The organism is Limosilactobacillus reuteri, assembly GCF_013694365.1.
GTDB classification, from domain to species: Bacteria; Bacillota; Bacilli; order Lactobacillales; family Lactobacillaceae; genus Limosilactobacillus; species Limosilactobacillus reuteri_E.
The window spans coordinates 1,918,497-1,936,486 of sequence record NZ_CP059275.1 but is presented as its reverse complement, the minus strand read 5'-3'; the positions used below and the strand labels follow the sequence as shown (position 1 = coordinate 1,936,486).

General features: G+C 38.5%; 15 protein-coding genes and 6 pseudogenes. All 21 read right to left on the bottom strand.

Annotated elements, in window-relative coordinates; translation table 11 throughout:
- Positions 1–884: pseudogene (locus HHK02_RS11190) on the bottom strand (MFS transporter); the annotation flags it as partial.
- Positions 885–1,229: pseudogene (locus HHK02_RS11185) on the bottom strand (MFS transporter); the annotation flags it as partial.
- 122 nt (positions 1,230–1,351) lie between these two features.
- Positions 1,352–1,633 (bottom strand): annotated as a pseudogene (locus tag HHK02_RS11180) (IS30 family transposase); the annotation flags it as partial.
- A 34-nt stretch (positions 1,634–1,667) separates the two neighbouring features.
- A pseudogene (locus tag HHK02_RS11175) lies at positions 1,668–1,946 on the bottom strand (IS30 family transposase); the annotation flags it as partial.
- A gap of 89 nt (positions 1,947–2,035) precedes the next feature.
- The gene (locus HHK02_RS11170; protein ID WP_181462449.1) at positions 2,036–2,899 is read right to left on the bottom strand and encodes an NAD(P)-dependent oxidoreductase; all 864 of its coding nucleotides are present in this window, start codon (positions 2,897–2,899) and stop codon (positions 2,036–2,038) included.
- The gene (gene guaA / locus HHK02_RS11165; RefSeq protein ID WP_102816626.1) at positions 2,900–4,453 is read right to left on the bottom strand and encodes a glutamine-hydrolyzing GMP synthase; all 1,554 of its coding nucleotides are present in this window, start codon (positions 4,451–4,453) and stop codon (positions 2,900–2,902) included.
- Between the two features lie 90 nt (positions 4,454–4,543).
- A complete protein-coding gene (locus HHK02_RS11160) occupies positions 4,544–5,734 on the bottom strand; it encodes an ATP-binding protein (RefSeq protein ID WP_003672417.1) in 1,191 nt (396 codons plus the stop codon).
- Positions 5,735–6,658 (bottom strand): type I pantothenate kinase, encoded by a 924-nt coding sequence (gene coaA, locus HHK02_RS11155; RefSeq protein ID WP_181462448.1) that lies wholly within the window; start codon positions 6,656–6,658, stop codon positions 5,735–5,737.
- Complete coding sequence (locus HHK02_RS11150) at positions 6,659–8,755, bottom strand: LTA synthase family protein (RefSeq protein ID WP_181462447.1); 2,097 nt, start codon at positions 8,753–8,755, stop codon at positions 6,659–6,661. It lies immediately after the preceding gene.
- Complete coding sequence (locus HHK02_RS11145) at positions 8,756–9,628, bottom strand: DMT family transporter (RefSeq protein WP_181462446.1); 873 nt, start codon at positions 9,626–9,628, stop codon at positions 8,756–8,758.
- Between the two features lie 212 nt (positions 9,629–9,840).
- Positions 9,841–10,481 (bottom strand): annotated as a pseudogene (locus HHK02_RS11140) (IS66 family transposase); the annotation flags it as partial.
- A pseudogene (locus HHK02_RS11135) lies at positions 10,482–10,988 on the bottom strand (IS66 family transposase); the annotation flags it as partial.
- Entirely contained in the window at positions 10,989–11,480 is a 492-nt protein-coding gene (locus HHK02_RS11130) for a hypothetical protein (RefSeq protein WP_003672243.1), read from the bottom strand.
- A complete protein-coding gene (spxA, locus tag HHK02_RS11125; RefSeq protein ID WP_085650540.1) occupies positions 11,481–11,882 on the bottom strand; it encodes a transcriptional regulator SpxA in 402 nt (133 codons plus the stop codon).
- Positions 11,883–12,554 (bottom strand): adaptor protein MecA, encoded by a 672-nt coding sequence (locus tag HHK02_RS11120; RefSeq protein ID WP_152698136.1) that lies wholly within the window; start codon positions 12,552–12,554, stop codon positions 11,883–11,885.
- The gene (locus tag HHK02_RS11115) at positions 12,555–13,589 is read right to left on the bottom strand and encodes a competence protein CoiA (protein WP_181462445.1); all 1,035 of its coding nucleotides are present in this window, start codon (positions 13,587–13,589) and stop codon (positions 12,555–12,557) included.
- A complete protein-coding gene (locus HHK02_RS11110; RefSeq protein ID WP_181462444.1) occupies positions 13,590–14,966 on the bottom strand; it encodes a C69 family dipeptidase in 1,377 nt (458 codons plus the stop codon).
- Positions 14,967–15,605 carry a DsbA family protein gene (locus HHK02_RS11105; protein WP_003672238.1) on the bottom strand — a complete coding sequence of 213 codons (639 nt, stop codon included), beginning with the start codon at positions 15,603–15,605 and terminating at the stop codon, positions 14,967–14,969.
- Positions 15,606–16,259, bottom strand: coding sequence for a GTP pyrophosphokinase (locus tag HHK02_RS11100; RefSeq protein WP_003672237.1), 654 nt, complete (start codon positions 16,257–16,259; stop codon positions 15,606–15,608). It abuts the gene before it with no gap.
- On the bottom strand, positions 16,260–17,072 hold the full coding sequence (locus HHK02_RS11095) for an NAD kinase (RefSeq protein WP_085720244.1): 813 nt from the start codon (positions 17,070–17,072) through the stop codon (positions 16,260–16,262).
- On the bottom strand, positions 17,073–17,978 hold the full coding sequence (locus tag HHK02_RS11090; protein WP_003672235.1) for an RluA family pseudouridine synthase: 906 nt from the start codon (positions 17,976–17,978) through the stop codon (positions 17,073–17,075).
- Positions 17,979–17,990: the final 12 nt, after the last annotated feature.

Below are 17,990 nucleotides of genomic sequence, written 5' to 3'. Positions count from 1 at the left end.
TAAAATCCCATACCAGTTACCGGCGCTTGATAACCAGCAGAAGTAACATCAGACGTATGCCAAATATTACGAGCACAGGTTCCAGTCGTGTATGTCCAAACGTACATGATCGCAAACCAGCTAAACAATTGAACCAAGTTGATTTCCCAGAAAGCGCGCGGTGCCGTCTTGATTAATTTCCAAAGGCTGACTGACTTATTTTGTTCTTCGGGATCAATGTGGTGGTATTTTGCATATGTTTCCGGATCATATTCCTTAACATTAAAGACCGTCCATAGTCCAGTAAACAGGAGAACCGCCGCTGCACAAAGGTATGACCAGATAACGGTATTTGGCACTACCCCTCGTTTTGCAGTATTGGACATTCCGAACATCGTAAAGATAAATGGTAAGATCGTTGCTAAAATTCCCCCACCATTAGAAAAGACCTGTTGCCATGACCAAGCAAAGTTCTTCTGCTTGTTATTAACCATGTCACCAACAATCATCCGTGATGGCTGCATACAAATATTACTAAATAAATCCATCAAACATACCGCTGCCGCAGCATAAATCATCGCAGCCATTGAACCATAGCCGAAGCCAAGTGAACCGGAGAACGGTAGCATGATCAAAACTAATGCCGCAATTGGAGTCCCAAATAATAGGTAGGGCAACCGACGACCAAAGCGATTCCATGTCCGATCTGACATCTTTCCCATAATCGGTTGTACAATCATCCCCATCAATGGTGGAAAAATGAAGAAGAAACCTAGATTGTTAGGATTTGCCCCAATCGTTTGACAAATCCGACTCATCTGGGAACTCTGCAGTGAGAAAGCCATGTTTATTCCCAGAAAAGCAAATGTAATCGCAAATAGCTCTTTCTTTGGCAAATCTGGCATCTACACTTCTTTAACAGTTACCCCTTCATGAATTGCTTGGACAGCTAAAGCCCCAATAAGGAGGGAGATGCCACCAAGCAAAAGCATCATTGGTTGATTGTGACCAACAAGTGGGAAGAGGAAGAAGCTACATAACGATGCAACAATTTGCGGTACACAGATTCCAACGTTGAAGAGTCCGAGGTAGGCACCTTCGTTTTTACCGTTTAAAGATGAAGTGAGGAGGGTAAATGGAATCGTGTTGATACTGAAGTTACCAATTCCAAACATGATCATTGCAATGATTGAAGTAGTCTTAGTTGTGACAAAGGTCATCCAGACTAACCCTAAACCACCGACGATCATAGTGCGCCCGGCATGGGTATTAGCTAGGCGGTGAGAGTCCGCTATGGGCCGTAGTAGTCGGAACCATGAGCTGAGGACAAGGGTGTCCACTGCGAGGTGGAATCTGAAGGAAGTCTAAGGCAAAGTACTGTGTCTGGCGTCCAGCCTTGAGCCACTTTGGCTTTGATATAAGTTACCTCATCAGTGGGCAATTGAATAGCCTTCCGACCGCAATGAGCCTTGTTTTCACGATAGTGTTGGTAATATTCTTGGAGTGTGTGGCCGGCGGCCAGAAAGCGATAAACTCGGTAGACGGTTTCTAAGCTCCGGTGCAAAAGTTTGGCGGCCCGGTAGGCTTTTACTCCTTGGTCACGAAAATTAGCGATCATCGTTAGTTCGTCTATGGTAAGATGATGGTAGGTAATTTGTGGTGTCCTTTCTTTTGATGTATGGGTATTCAATTGTGTCTGGCGTCCAGCCTTGAGCCACTTTGGCTTTGATATAAGTTACCTCATCAGTGGGCAATTGAATAGCCTTCCGACCGCAATGAGCCTTGTTTTCACGATAGTGTTGGTAATATTCTTGGAGTGTGTGGCCGGCGGCCAGAAAGCGATAAACTCGGTAGACGGTTTCTAAGCTCCGGTGCAAAAGTTTGGCGGCCCGGTAGGCTTTTACTCCTTGGTCACGAAAATTAGCGATCATCGTTAGTTCGTCTATGGTAAGATGATGGTAGGTAATTTGTGGTGTCCTTTCTTTTGATGTATGGGTATTCAAAAGTCTACCACAAATGGCTTTTTATTTTTCTAACTTAATTTTACAAACCGCGATTAATGCCACCAAAGCTTGATCAGAGCCTGCGTACCATCATTCCCTAGTTTTTTCTCATCCACTAACTGTTCATAGAGTTGTTTAGCTTGCTTTGTTGCGGGTAAGTCTAAGCCCATTTTATCAGCCTCTTCCAGCGCGATTCTCAGATCCTTAAGAAAGTGCTTAGCGAAGAATCCAGGTGTGTAGTCGTCACGTAGAATTCTTGGGCCGTAAGTTCCTAAGCTGAAGTTTTCGGCTGCACCACTTTGCAATGTTTTGCAAACTTCCTGTAGATCAAGACCGGCTTTCTTAGCGTAAACTAACATCTCAGTTAAGCCAGTCATTGTACCAGCAATCATAATCTGGTTTGCCATCTTCGTATTCTGACCAGCTCCGATCGGTCCAAAGTAATTAGCACTACTACTGAACTTCTGAAAAACTGGAGTTAGTTTTTCAAAATCAGCCTGCTCTCCTCCAACCATAATGGTCAAGGTTCCATTCTTTGCTCCAACATCACCGCCAGAAACAGGAGCATCTAATACATGAACTCCTACTTTCTTACCGTGTTCGGAGATCTTCTTTGCTAAGCTTGGCTTGCTAGTAGTCATATCAACAAAATATTGCCCTTGCCGAGCTGCCTTAAATAAGCCATTGTCACCAAAGTAAACTTCTTCTACATCTCGCGGATAACCCACCATTGTCAAAATTAGGTCACATTTCTCTGCAAGAGCACTAGGTGAATCAGCCCATTTAGCTCCTTGATCTAAGACTCGCTGTGCATGAGCTTTAGTTCGATTATAGACAGTAACATCCTCATTATTTTTCAACAAATTCTCAATGATCCCAGTGCCCATGACACCAGTTCCGATAAAGCCAATTTTCATTCATTCGTACTCGATCGTCGAAGGTGGCTTACTCGTAACATCATAAAGAATGCGGTTAACGTGGTCGACTTCATTTACGATTCGGACTGAGATCTTTTGAAGAATATCCCATGGAATCTTAGCGAAATCGGCTGTCATCCCATCAATTGAGGTAACGGCCCGGATAGCAACTGCATAGTCATATGTCCGGCCATCACCCATGACGCCAACTGAACGAATACCTGGTAAGACAGTAAAGTATTGCCAAATTTCTTCATCAAGACCTGCTTTTTTGATTTCTTCACGAAGGATTGCATCACTTTCACGAACAATTTCAAGCTTTTCAGGAGTAATTTCACCAATAACACGAATTCCAAGACCTGGACCTGGGAATGGTTGACGCCATACCAATTCATGTGGAATTCCAAGTTTTTCACCGAGTTCACGGGTTTCATCCTTAAAGAGCTTGCGTAATGGTTCAATTAACTTGAAACCGAGCTTCTTTGGCAAACCACCAACGTTATGGTGAGACTTAATTGTCTGGGCGGTGTCTGTTCCAGATTCAATTACGTCCGTATAAAGCGTACCTTGAGCTAAGAAATCAGCATCTTTAATCTTCTTGGCCTCTTCGTTAAAGACTTCGATAAATTCCTTACCGATAATCTTCCGCTTTTGTTCTGGATCGGTAACACCTTCAAGCTTACCTAAGAAGCGATCTGCTGCGTCAACCTTAATAATGTTAACACCAAGGTCGCGACTCAACGCATCCATCACTTGGTCAGCTTCGTTCTTCCGTAACAATCCGTGGTCAACAAAGATACAAGTAAGTTGATCGCCAATTGCCTTATGAATCAAAACGGCGGTAACACTGGAATCAACCCCACCAGAAAGACCTAAGATAACCTTCTTATCACCGACTTCTTTGCGGATTTCATCAATCTGCATGTCGATGAAGTCATCCATCGTCCAGTTTGCTTTAGCGCCACAAACATCAAAAGCAAAGCGGCGTAAAATGTCTAATCCGTATTCGGAATTACGAACTTCAGTGTGGAATTGAACACCATAGAATTTACGGTCATTATCAGCAATCGATGCGATTGGACAGTTCTTGCTAGTAGCAGTAACTTCAAATCCAACTGGGGCTTGAGTTACTAAATCACCATGACTCATCCATACATATTGCTTCTTTGGCAAACCTTTGAATAATACAGCCTCGTCATCAAGTGCTTCAATATCTGCTCGTCCATATTCGGAGTTATCAGCTTTTTCAACCTTTCCGCCAAGGTCGTATGACATTAATTGCATTCCATAACAAATACCTAGAATCGGGATACCAAGCTTAAAGATTTCTGGATCGACCTTGAATGCGTTTGGATCATAAACACTATTAGGGCCACCAGAGAAGATGATCCCTTTAGGATTAATCTCTTTGATCTCGTCTGCGGTTAACTTGTGAGAAAGCAATTCGGAATAAATACCGAAATCACGAAGACGACGAGTAATCAATTGATTGTATTGGCTACCAAAATCCAAGACAATGATCTTATCAAACGCATCTAAATTGATGTTTGCCACTTAGTGTTCTAAATCAATATTTAATAGACGTAATTCTTCATCAACTGCTTGTGCCTCAAGTGTTTTAGTATCTTTATCAGTTTTTATCATTTAATTGGTTAGCCAACTATACAAGTCAATAATTTCAATATCAGGATCTAAACCAGCGTAATTGAGCGCTGGTTTTACTGTAATTAAAAGCTTTTTATATTTTGAGGAAAGTTGCCGTAATCCGCTGATCGCCCGGCGATAGGCACCATCATCAGCAAGCGAATAAGCGATTTGGATACAAGTAAAGATATCATTTTTAATTGCAACAAAGGTAATCTCATTATCTTTGATGCGGCCGCTATATACTTGGTAGCCTTGGCTCAATAAGTCAATAAAGACAATATTTTCAAGGATTCGTTGAGAAAGGACATTCTTTTTCAGTGTGAGAGCTTGCCGAATACTAGGATCTACCGGATAATAACGAATATTGGTACTTTTGACGTGGCGACGGGAAAAATCATATTCTTTGCATGGGTAAAAGATAAAGGACCTCTGTAAGAATTGTAAATAAAAATCGACCGTCTTATTGGAAGTAGTGATGTGGTGACGTTTAAGACTATCGACAATTTGGGAGATATTTTGTGTGGTTCCAGCATGATGAGCTAAGTGATGGGCAAGTTGCTTAGTCAGGCCTGGATTGCAAAGGGTCGCCTGCTGGGTGAAATCGGTAATAATAATTGTGTTGATGATCCCATTCACGTAATTGCGGAGGTTGATTGGACCGTGGATTTCGTGAGTATAGGGGAACCCGCCTTCATTTAAATATTGATATAACGATTGGGAATCAGCTTCTTGTTGGTTCCTTTTTATGTATTCACGGAAGCTGCAAGGGAAAACGGGGATGATAGTATAAGAAACCATTTGTTGAAGATTTTCTTTCTCCAAAATGGTTTTGTTGGAACTTGTAATATAGATATCGGTATTAGAGAGTGAATTTAGAGCATTTACAACGCGGGCAAACTGGGGAACCACTTCGACTTCATCAAGGAAGATATAATTCATCTGGTGTTTACTAAGTCGATCAAGAATAAATTGTAAGAGATATTCTGGATTGCATAATTCATTTTCTAGGAGATATTCAAAGTTGATCACTTGAATTTGACTTGAGGAAATTTCTTGACGCCGGAGAGTTGCCCGAAACTGGTCAAGAATAGTCGTTTTACCACACCGCCGAACGCCAACAAGAATCTTAATTGTTGACTGGTTCATGCTGTTTATTAGTTGGTTAAGATATTTTGTCCGAATAAACATTTAACCTCGTCGCAGATAAAGCTTATCCACGACATGTCCCGTTGTCTTATGTAAAATTATGTCAGCACGACTTTTGGTTGGAAGGATAAACTCTCGTAAATTAGGAAGGTCGACGCGTTGCCAAACATCCTTTGCCATTTTAAATGCTTCCTGACGGTCACCCTTCGAATAAGGATAGTAATAGTTTGATGGGTCAGTAAAGGCTGTCTCTAGCAACATCCCAAACCGTTGAAGATACCAATGCTCAATCAGGTCCGGATCTGCGTCAACATACAATGACCAGTCAAAGTAATCACTGACATATAGTTGCTGGTTACTTGGCAATTGCAACGTGTTAATCCCTTCTACAATCAATATGTCTGGGCGATCAATTACCAAGGGCTTATCAAGCTGAACATCATAAACTTGATGGGAGTATGTAGGCGCCTTGACAACTGGCTCCCCTGCCTTAACATCATTAAGAAACTGGAGGAGCCTTTCCATGTCATATGATTCGGGAAAGCCTTTCCGATCCATAATCCCCCGCCGTTTTAATTCTGCATTAGGATATAAGAACCCATCCGTTGTCATTAATTCTACCCGCTTATCAGGCAGCATCTTATTTAGTAAGATACTAATCAACCGAGCGATGGTGCTCTTCCCAACTGCAACCGAACCTGCAATCCCAATAATATATGGAATGCGCATCGTGGAACGCTGTAAAAAGTTTGCCTTTTGCATCTGCCATTCCAAAAAGTTCTGGTAGCGCAGTTGAATTAATTTTATTAGCGGCAAATATACATCCTGCACATCCTCAATTGAAATTCGATCATTCAACGATTTAATTTCATCCAAGTTCCCCTGGGTTAACCGTACTGAATCAGTTGGGAAAAAGCCGTGCCATGTTTGCCGATCAAATTGTTCGTAGTTCATCCATTCATCCATTTATGGTTTAGGGAAGTTTAATTTCGGATAATTCTTTAACTCTGGTGCATCGGTTGTGTAATCATCGAAAGTACTCTGGTTATTATTTTCCGACTTTAAACTTGTCTTCTGTTTCTTTTGCTGCTTCTGTAAATTCTTCAAGCTCTTCTTAAGGTTATAAGTATATTGTTTTTTATCAACTTTCTTAAATCCTGGAAGTTTGTAGAACCGAAGCAAGTCACCATTCACGACTTTATCTGATAATCCAAGATCAGTTGTAACGTATTTTTGAATCTTACCAATTTCTTTACGTTGCGCTGCGGTTTGGTGAGTAATCTGCTTACCATTCTTAGTGTAATAGTAGTCACCATTATACTTAGTGTATTTTGGCGTTACCCAATCACCATTTCTAAACGGTACAATTTGCTTATTTTCTGGTGAGAGTAAGTCTTGGCCGAATTGAATATAATTCTTAGAGCTAATTCCTAACAAATCCTCAAGAGTAGGTAAAACATCAATTTCACCACCATACGTATGGTTAATGCCACCTTTTAGGCCAGGCATATTAATCATAAATGGTACTTTTTGGAACATTGCTAGATCATAATTAGTTACTTTCTTCTTACCTAAGATTTGCGCAATGGCTGGTTGGTGGTTATTAGAGATTCCATAGTGGTCACCATAAAGAACTAACACACTGTTTTGCCGTAACCCCGTCTTATCAAGGTAATCAAGAAATTCGCCAAGTGATTCATCTAAGTATCGTGCAGTTTGAATATAAGGGTCGACCGTGTCATCACCAGTCTTCCACGCTTCGATATCCTTATTCTTTTTATCAAGAATATATGGATAGTGGTTAGTAACTGTGATGATCTTTGCATAGAATGGTTGTGGAAGTTGCTCGATATAGTGGGCTGATTCTTTCATGAAGATCTTATCCTTCATTCCATATCCAGCATCATAATCCTTGGTCTTTGGGTAATACTCCTTACTAAAGAAGTATTGGTAACCAAAAGACTTATAAGCATTATCACGGTTCCAGAAACTAGGAACATCCCCGTGGAATGAGGCCGTCGTATAACCTAGCTTTTGATGAAGAAGCGCTGGCGCAGATTGGAAGGTATTAGTCGTCCCATCAGTAACCATTGCTGATCCTTCTGGAAGACCAAATAGCGAGTTTTCGAGCATTGTTTCTGCATCCGCCGTCTTTCCTTGACCAACTTGGTGGAAGAAATTATCAAACGCCAAAGTATCATTAGCATGGTACAACTTATTCAGGTTTGGCATTACTTCTTGACCATCTTCTTTATAGTCGACCATGAATTGCTGGAGACTTTCAAGGTGAATGATAAAAATATTCTTTCCTTTAGCCTTACCGTAATATTCAACGTTTGGCGCAGCATAATTACTATGGATGAAATGCAAAACCGGCTTTAATTCGTCACGATTAGCACGTGCTTTTACTACACTGTTATTAGTCGTCTTAACCCCATCATAAACTGTATATGCTTCGAGTCCTAGATACTTAACAATATAATTATTATCAAATGTTCGCGTAAGTAGTTGTGAACGATCACTTTCCGCCATTCCTAAGTTAACTCCAAATAGAACAAAGCCAAGGGCAGTAATCGTCATCGCATATCTAACCTTAAAGCGCCGCATATCAACACGGACAAAGTGGAAAAGTAAGATGAGTGCTAAAATTACAACATCCAGGTAAACCAAAAAGTCTTCGGGACGTAATATCCCCATTAAACTTTTACCAAGATTATTTGAAGCCGCTCCAGATCCCTTTATTACGTTAAAGGTAATGAAATCTGAAAATTCTCGATAGTACAAAATATTTGCAAAAAGCCATGTCGACAATGCCGCATTAATTATCAACATCATCCAATAGGACAAGCGTCCACGGAAATATAATGCAATTCCCAAAAATATAAGGGCACTTGGAATCGTATTAAATGCTAAAAGGAATTGTTGCATGCTTCCTTTTACACCTAAATTAAATTCATTTTGATAAGCCCAATAGCTCTTTAAACAAAATAAAAGTACAACAAGCAGAAAAAAACCGAGCTTGGTATTCAAGACACGGCGGAGCTTCTGCAACGCTGTTTTCATCTACTCGATTCTGTTTCTTAAAAATGGCACATCTTGGAAATTAACTTGCATAATTGCATTGGCTAAAAGTAAGATTAAACCACCCCAAATTAGTTGTGGTGTAAGGGGATCATAGCCCATGATAACTGACATGGTGCTGGCAAAAAATGATTCTAACATCAATAATAATCCAGCAGATGTAGCATCAGTATATTGCTGAGCTGTAATTTGCATTCCTTGCGCTAAGAAGGTTACGACGATCGCTAAAATAGCCAGGGGAATCAGGGCTTGAACCCAATGAATTTGTGTAAGGTTAGTACGTTCAAATAATCCAGTCGTAATCCAACCGAACGTGCCTTGACATAGGCCAATCATGAAGATTACCACCCAGGGACTAGAAACTTTCGGTGCGTACTTTCCAAAGAAGATTAATTGTAAGGCCCAAAAAATAGCAGAAACAACAGTTAGAAAGTCCCCAAAATTTAATTGAAGACCAGTATTAGCAACATTAGTGATGACAGCCATTCCGATAATAGCGAGGGCGACCGCAAAATATGTCTTCCGTTGTGGACGCTCATGCCAAAACAACCACAAGATCAAGGGAGCAATTGCAACATATAAGGTTGTCAAGAAGGCATTTTTAGCCGGAGTAGTATAACGGAGAGCATCAGTCTGCAAGAAATAACCCAGGAAATTAATTGTTCCCATAAGGACTCCTAGTTTGAAATCCAGCCAAGTCATTTTGTTGATCTGTTTATGGAAGATAAGATAACCGGCAATTACACACATTGTTCCCCGGCAAGCATTGATAACTCCAGAATGCATCCCTGCTTGAATCGTTAGTTTGGCAAATACATAGCTGCTTCCCCATAGAATAGCAACCAGTAATAACATAGAATCGAGTAGGAGATAATTGATTAGTTCAATTATCGACCTCTCACACCACCGTACGTACGGTTCCGTATACGGCGGTTCGACAACTTAATCACATTGAATTGACTGGAGCGTCTTGGACATATTCATTATATAGTAGAGAAGCACGGTTAAAACCAGCTGAATTATATTGTGTGAATTTGATTCAAGAAACTTATAAATGTAATGAGTGTATTAATTCTAATGGTAGCGATGTACTTGTCAGTAGTAAGATGCCCTAAACATGACCCAAATTTTGCCTGGGGATATAATCGATCACTATATCCACCATAACCGTCACACATAATAATTCCACGATATTGATGACCGATAATTTGACCAATGGTTTACCCGCGCGGGTATTATAGTAATGAAACATGATAATTTGATGCTTACTGAATTCTTTTGTTGATCGCGTTACCCAAAAGTAGCCAGTTTCATTAGGCTCATCAATTACCTTGAATGGAGTTTCATCCATATGAATTACCGATTCTTTTCTGATTAATTCCTGTAAATAATCATACAACGGTTCAAGGTAGGTTTGACTAACCTTAATGATATTAGTCGCCAATAATCGAGCATCAACTCGTAAGCCGACGGTTTGCCAAAACTTAATTTGACGATGAAACGGTAAAGCAAGATTAAACTTCAACTCTGCTACTTTAGCTAAAATAGTACTCGAAAAGTAACTATGGGGTAAAAGACTCTGCGGCATCTTACTACTGACAAGTACATCGCTACCATTAGAATTAATACACTCATTACATTTATAAGTTTCTTGAATCAAATTCACACAATATAATTCAGCTGGTTTTAACCGTGCTTCTCTACTATATTATTTATGGCATTTTGCTTGAATTTCTTTTGACCATGGCAAATAAGCCTCAAGTCCTGTGTCCTTGCGGTTTGGTAAGTGATCAAAAAGATACTTAAAGTATTTGTAGATATTTAAATGGTTCTGGTTTGCAGTTGCCACCAAAGTATAGAAAATGGCATTTGCCTGAGCTCCAGCAGAGCTTTTCGCAAATAAGCTATTCTTTCGAATAAGAGTTGATGGACGAATCGCTTGTTCAACCGGATTATTCGTTAACGGCACTCGACCATCTTCAAATATTTGATATACTCGCTTTCTTAGCTTCAAAGCATTATTAATGGCAGCTTTCAACCGTCCTTGAGGAAAACTGATATTTTCTAAATAAGTATATAACTTATCCATCAAAGGCTTCACGTGCAACCGACGTTGCACTAGTTTTTCCTTATGAGTGTGATATGTTAATTGTTTCTCTTCATGAAAGATCGGTCGCATTAGCTGTAAAACTCGGTATGCTTTGGGGTTCTTCAATTAAAAAATGGGTTTGTAAATCTCATCATAATAACTATTATCTGACCCCATACTAGTAAAGTTCTTTAAGGATGTGAAAGTATCGCTTTCCTTCCATGCAGTTAAGGCTTCAAAATCGGCCCAAGCAGTTAGTAAAACTAAAGTAGTAGCTTCCGCTTTATTATCAACGCTAAGCATATAACCACCGTTCATATTAGCTGGTTCAGTTAATACCTTTTGAAGTGTATTATAAAGTAGCTTTTGACGGTCACCGTTTACTTGAAATGATTGGTAGTAAAACATTCCATTTAATTGAGCATCTAGCGTTGAATCAAGAGTTGTTAATTTTACTGGTGACTGAAAAATAGTATCTTTTCCAGAAAGATCAAATAATGCTAATTTTCTTGTATGAGTAGTTGCCTGCATTAATTTAAAATGACGTTCGGGATATTTATCAATGATTGATTGTAAAATTTGTCGTGAACCAAATGTTAAGCTAATTTTTGTTAACATTTAAATCATATTTGCTTTTTCTTGAGCCTCTACTAGTTCTAGTTCACGAACCTTTCGTGGTAAGAAGCGACGGATTTCGTCTTCGTTGTAACCTACTTGAAGCCGTTTATCATCAATAATAATCGGACGTCGTAACAATCCTGGATTTTTACTAATTAACTTAAACAGATCCTTCATCGACAAATCATTGAGATCTACGCTCAACTTCTGGTAAGCTTTAGACCGCTTTGAAATAATGTCTTCAGTACCATCTTCAGTCATCCGTAAAATATTCTTGATTTCATTTAAAGACAATGGTTCAGAAAAAATATTCCGTTCCTTAAAAGCAATATCATGTTCTTTTAGCCAGGCACGTGCTTTACGACAAGACGTGCAACTTGGAGACGTATATAGTGTAACCATTTATTCAAAATAGTGTCGAATTAAATGCAAGGCAGATACTGACATTATTTTCTTTCCATGTTCACTTAAAAAATCAACCGTTGTTGCCGTGGGATTTCCATATTCATAAGCAAGAGCAAGCTGATCTTTAACATCATTACTGTTCAAAATAGAATCAGAATAAGCAATTGCTAAATAATACAAATCATTGTACTTATATAAATATGATGAAACATCATCATTCTCGGCAATTTTCGCAAAATCAATTAAATCTTCAAAAGAATCAAACGTAATTACTTGCCAGTTCGTGTGCTGAATCTCATTATCTTCTGAATCATTAATCGCTGTTTTCCTTTGATCTTGATCCTGACTATTTTTTTGAATCAAATGTTGCTTAATATATTTGGACACCTGGTCATTAATCGGTCCATGCTGTTCATTCCCAGCAAAATTAGAATCATTTTTACTAATAAATAATTCTAAGCCATTATTAGTGGGCATCACCTGAAAAGTAACCGCATCGTTATTTTGGAATTGGCGATCAGTATCTACTTCTTTCAGGATACTATAAAAGAAATCCTCTATTTGCTGATGGTCACCTAGCAAATCTAGAATGGTGATACCCCGAGCAGATAAATCATCATTATCTACCAAAACGCGAATAGTATTTTCATTAATGCGTTCCATCTCCATTTATGATCTCCTTTTAACCAGCTGTAGTTTTAACTGTAAATCATTAAACCATCTTGGACGATGAATTAAAATAAGATGATTATCCCTTCTACAAATTACTTTAAAGGCAATTAATTCGTTTGTATATTGGTTGATAATAATATTGCGGATTGTTTCTGGAGGTAAACAACCAGGGAATAACCAATTGCTTTTGTTTACCTTCATTAATAATCTTTTCCATTCCTTATCTCCCCAAGAATAAAATAATGGGAATTTCTCTATCTCTAATATTACACCAATTCGCCAGATAATCATTGGAATAGACATTGCCGGCCAGCTTGCAATGAGATCATGGCATACTAGTGGACATTCAGATAAAGCATGTCCAGTAAGTTTTAAAGCAGTTAATGATAGTTTTCTTATTTCTTTATTTGGAAAATGATACTGTTTCTTCTTTAACATTTCAATCTGCTCCATTAAAATAGTTTTTTTATCATACTTTAACCGGCTATAGGAGCAACGCCAATATTTCTGATCAATAACTAATTGCGCCCTTTTCACATCCCAAAACAAGAGAACAAACTGCCTTCTAAAGATTTGCGTAAACTGAACGATTTTCTTATTTCCCAAGTTACGCAAATAAGGTGATCCTAATATCCACCAAACCGGAATTCTTAACTGACGATACCCTTCATTACGTGCTAATAACTTTTCAAGGCTTAAGGGACTACATTGAAATTCAACTGCTACAGTTTGTCCATTAATTTCTAAAAGAATATCCGGTCGTTGAGTAATTGTTGGAAAATAGACTTCTAATTGCGGATTCCAATGATGCTTTTGTGCCCATTGATAAATCTGTTTTTTCCCTTTTAAATGTTCTAATGTTTCACCCTCGCTAAAGCCACAGTCATTTCCCTTCTTATGGGCATAATGAGTAATCTTATGCTTTCCTCGCCGCAAGATCACTCCCTGCCCGCATCCTGGACAATAATATGTCATATCGCTTTTTGCGTTTTCAGCCAACACTAATTGATCGTTATGAACTGCAATTAACATCTAGAATTGTAATCGTTCTCTTGAAAAAGCAAGCTTTACTAGTTTCCCTAGTAATTTTTTGCTTTCGTCCACTGCGGTTTCAGCCATCCGATTATTAATTGTGGTTAAAAATGCACTCACATCCTGATGTTCTGCTATTTCCTTATCCGTATTATTTTGAACATTCATTGTTTTTGCCATTACTTGCAATTCAAAGTTTTCTTCAATATTCTGTGCTTGACGATAATTTTGGTCCCCAAGCGCAGCAATTGTATGAGTGAGCCAATACATATCGTCTATTGAATATTCAGTACTAGTGTTTCGATAAGGGATTGGTGTATCGTCAATATTTGCATAAAAGGGAACCACTGCATTAAAAGTATTAGGACCAAATGCTAACCAATGAACACCAGCAATACTTGCAGGAACATTATTACGTATTTGTAGAATATGTAATTCTAAGTTTCGATTTAGTGCAATTGACCTAAATGGAGCTTTATCTCTTTCTAAATGATACGGATCAAAAGCTGTCCCTTGATAATGAGAACTCATTAACTTCTTAATCGTAGTTACAGTAAACTTTTCTTTTGCATAACAGATGAATGGAAGGTTATTACTTTGCGGGTTAGCATTTATCGTCCCTAGTTGCTGCTGAACATACCATGCTCGTGGGTTGTTATAGACAGTATCAGTAGCAGTTGCACTTCCACAAATATGTCGTAAATTGTATTCGTCTTCGCTAGGATTCAACTTATTTTGATCAATCCACTGTTTCAAATTTGGTGAACTCATTGTGTTGGGACTATCAAAATCAAAATTAGTAATATTAAATCGATTAGGAGCAATCACATAGGCATTGTCGGGAATTTTAACAGCTGCCCAATGATGACCGCCAATCGTTTCCATATACCACACTTCATTATTATCACTAAAAGCTATCGCATTAGCCTCATAAGTGCCATACTTTTCTAATAAACTTCCTAGTTTCTTAACACCATCTTGAGCACTCTTAATATAAGGAAGGACTAATGTTACAAAATCTTCTTCGCCAATTCCCGATAAGGTGTTATAAGGATCTATTGCTAATATCCGGGCATTAGTAGTAATAGTTTCAGTCGCACTCATCGCAACATTCAGACCATTGATACCGCCCGCACCAAAAATTCCATCTTTATCGTCAGCATCAGGCGTAGAAGTATATTTTAACTTAGGAACTGGTAAATCAATTTTAAAGTCAGTTGTTTTGCTTTGATATTTACGTGGCTGTCTTTCTGGTTTTACTAATACAAATCTTTGAGGATCAAATGCATTACCATAATCTTCCTCACGACAAACTATAGTTGACCCGTCAATCGTTGCATTCTTTCCTGCTAAAAACATTGTACATGTGTGTTGCATTTAATTATTGTTTTGTATAATTTGTAGCTTTGGCGGACGATATTGGTTCACAAATTCATCTAAGGATGCAGATCGAGCCAATTTTCCGCTTTTAAATGCGTTTATTAAAGTATTATAGTCAAAATTTGGAATCATTAGGCCGTAATCAGAATCTTCGGTGTTAAAAACGACTGCGGTAGCCGTTTCTGATACGCCTAGATCACTTGCGATTTTTTGATCTTGACGGAAAGCCTGCTTAGCAAGTTGACTTTGCCGATCCTCAAAAAACATTTCTAAGTCAAGGTGTGAACCATGTGCAATTTTATTAATTAATTCATCGTTGTAATCCAAGCCTTGGTTAATAAGCGCAGATTGTAATTGTAAGAGATAATGCCGTCCACGTTTTCGTCCTTGGAAGAGGGCTGCTTTATAATCTAGTATTATTTGGTTAAGGGTTTTTGATACTTGTTGTCTTGCAGCAAGATCATGGGGATTAAGATGATAATATTTAAGTGTGCTATCGATCGTTTTCATATTGAATAGTGGTACAAACTGATAACTAATTTTTGTATTTAAATCACGATCAATTTTTAACACGTCTTTTTCACACCGTAAACAGCGCATTCCTAATGGATTCACAAAAAGATGAAGTTCGAGCATTTACTCCTTTAACTCGTCTTCATCAATAGAATTAGTTGACCTCCGCTTAGAAAACAATGTCTGTGCTTCCTTTATTTCTTCTCGAATCTCTGACATTTCATTATCAAGCTTAAATGCTGCCTCTGCGGCTCTTTGCAACCTTGCAGATAGCTCCTCAGGAAACTCACCTTGATATTTATAATTTAAGGAATGTTCTACTGTTGCCCAAAAGTTCATTGCAAGGGTACGTACTTGAATTTCAGCTAATATTCTTTTTTCTCCAGTAATTAATTGCACCGGATATTCAATAACAATATGATAGGAACGATATCCACTCGGTTTAACATTGGTGACGTAATCTCGTTCTTCTAAAATAGTCATATCACTTCGCTGCCGTAATAAGTCAACTACCTTATAAATATCTTCTACAAATTGACACATGATTCGTAAACCGGCAATATCTTGCATATCTTGCTCAAGTCGATCCTCTTGCACATGTCGTCTAATCATTTTTTCTTTAATACTATCAACTGGCTTTACTCGTCCAGTTACAAATTCAATCGGAGAATGTTGCGTTTGGTCTTGAAATTGCTTTCGCATCCCCCGTAATTTGACTTTTAGTTCATTTACGGCTTGCTGATATGGCAATAAAAAATGCTGCCAATCTTCAATCATTTAATGCACTCCACCAATAAATGAATCTTTTACTCGATTCCAGAAATTATTATGCCGATATTGAGCAAAATATATTCGTTGCTTAGAAACTCTATAAGATAATTCAGTTAGGTACCGCTCCTTCTCACTTTTAAGCATCCATTGATCACGATCGCATGTAAGCACATGCCCATTTTCATCACGCAAACGCAAAATTAACTCAGCATCAGCGCCAAAAATAATCGGTGAGCCTAGTGTCCGGAAAACCCGGTTGTTAAGTGAAGCCATTTCTGCTAACTGAAAGCCAACACTATTTGGATCGACAATGGCACCCCCGACTGATTTATTATAAGCAGTTGAACCGGTTGGAGTTGAAATACATAAACCATCCCCCCGAAAGTTTTCAAACAAATGATTATTAATGAACACATCACATACCATTGTTCGTGTAACATTCCGAATTGTTGATTCATTAAGTGCAATATAATTCTCTATCTGCCCATCAGAATAAGTAGCCTTCATAGCAAGTAGAGGATACGAAACTGCCTGTCCGCTATCTTTTACTAAACTATCAACTAAATCATCAATTTCAAAACTCCGCCAATCCGTATAAAATCCTAAGTGCCCAGTATGAATTCCAACAAAGCGAATATTATTTAAGTCTTTTTGATAATGATGAAAAGCCGATAACAAAGTACCATCTCCACCGATTGTTATTACAACTTCTGGATTTTTTTCGACATAAGTTAAACCCGCCCGTTTCATTTCAGCCTTTAAAACCTTTGTCACTCGTTGAGATTCTGCTGTTTCATTATTATATATTCCAATTCTCATCTAATATTCTTTTGCACTTAAAAGATCATCTTTAGCGTTTTTGAAATCACTTGGCAATGGTGCCAAAACAGTAATATTTTCACCTTTAAATGGACTATAAAAGCTCAGCCAATAACAATGGAGTGCTTGTCTAGCAATTAATCCTGATTCTTCACCATACATTTTATCGCCAATTAATGGGAAACCAAGGCTAGCAAAATGAACGCGAATTTGGTGTGTCCGCCCTGTATGCAACCTAATTTTGATAAGGCTTGCTTGAACATTACATTCTTGGCGCCAGTATTCAGTTACAGATGCTTTCCCTTCTTTCCCTACCATTCTTTTTACAAATGAACTGGGATCGCGTTGAATCGGCGCATCAATATAACCATGCTCTGCAGGAACTTTTCCTTTAATTAGAGCAAGATAGTTTTTCTTAACTAAATGTTTTTTTAACTGTTCATCTAGGACAGCATGAGCAAATCGGTGTTTAGGAAAAACAACTAAGCCGCTGGTGTCACGGTCTAAACGTGTCGCAACATGGGTAACCTGATTTTCATAATTTTGGCGCTTATAGTAGCCTTTTACCCGATTCACCAAACTATCGGCTACCGGAACGTTATGAGCCGGAACTGTCGCTACTCCTGCCGGCTTATTCATTATTAAAAAGTCTTGATCTTCATAAATAATATCGATAGGTGCCTCACTGATATCCACATTATCATTAGCAGTTTCCGGAGGGAGAATTAATGTTACTTTATCGTGGTAATTAACAGTATCAACTGCCCACTTATCTACCCCATTTATTTGCATTTTTCCTCCATGGTATATGGCTACTTTTAATAACGAAGAAGAAACCCCATACATTTTTAATGCCGATCGTAATTTCCGTGGTGTGCGATGATCATATATCCAATTAAATTCCATTTGACATCCACT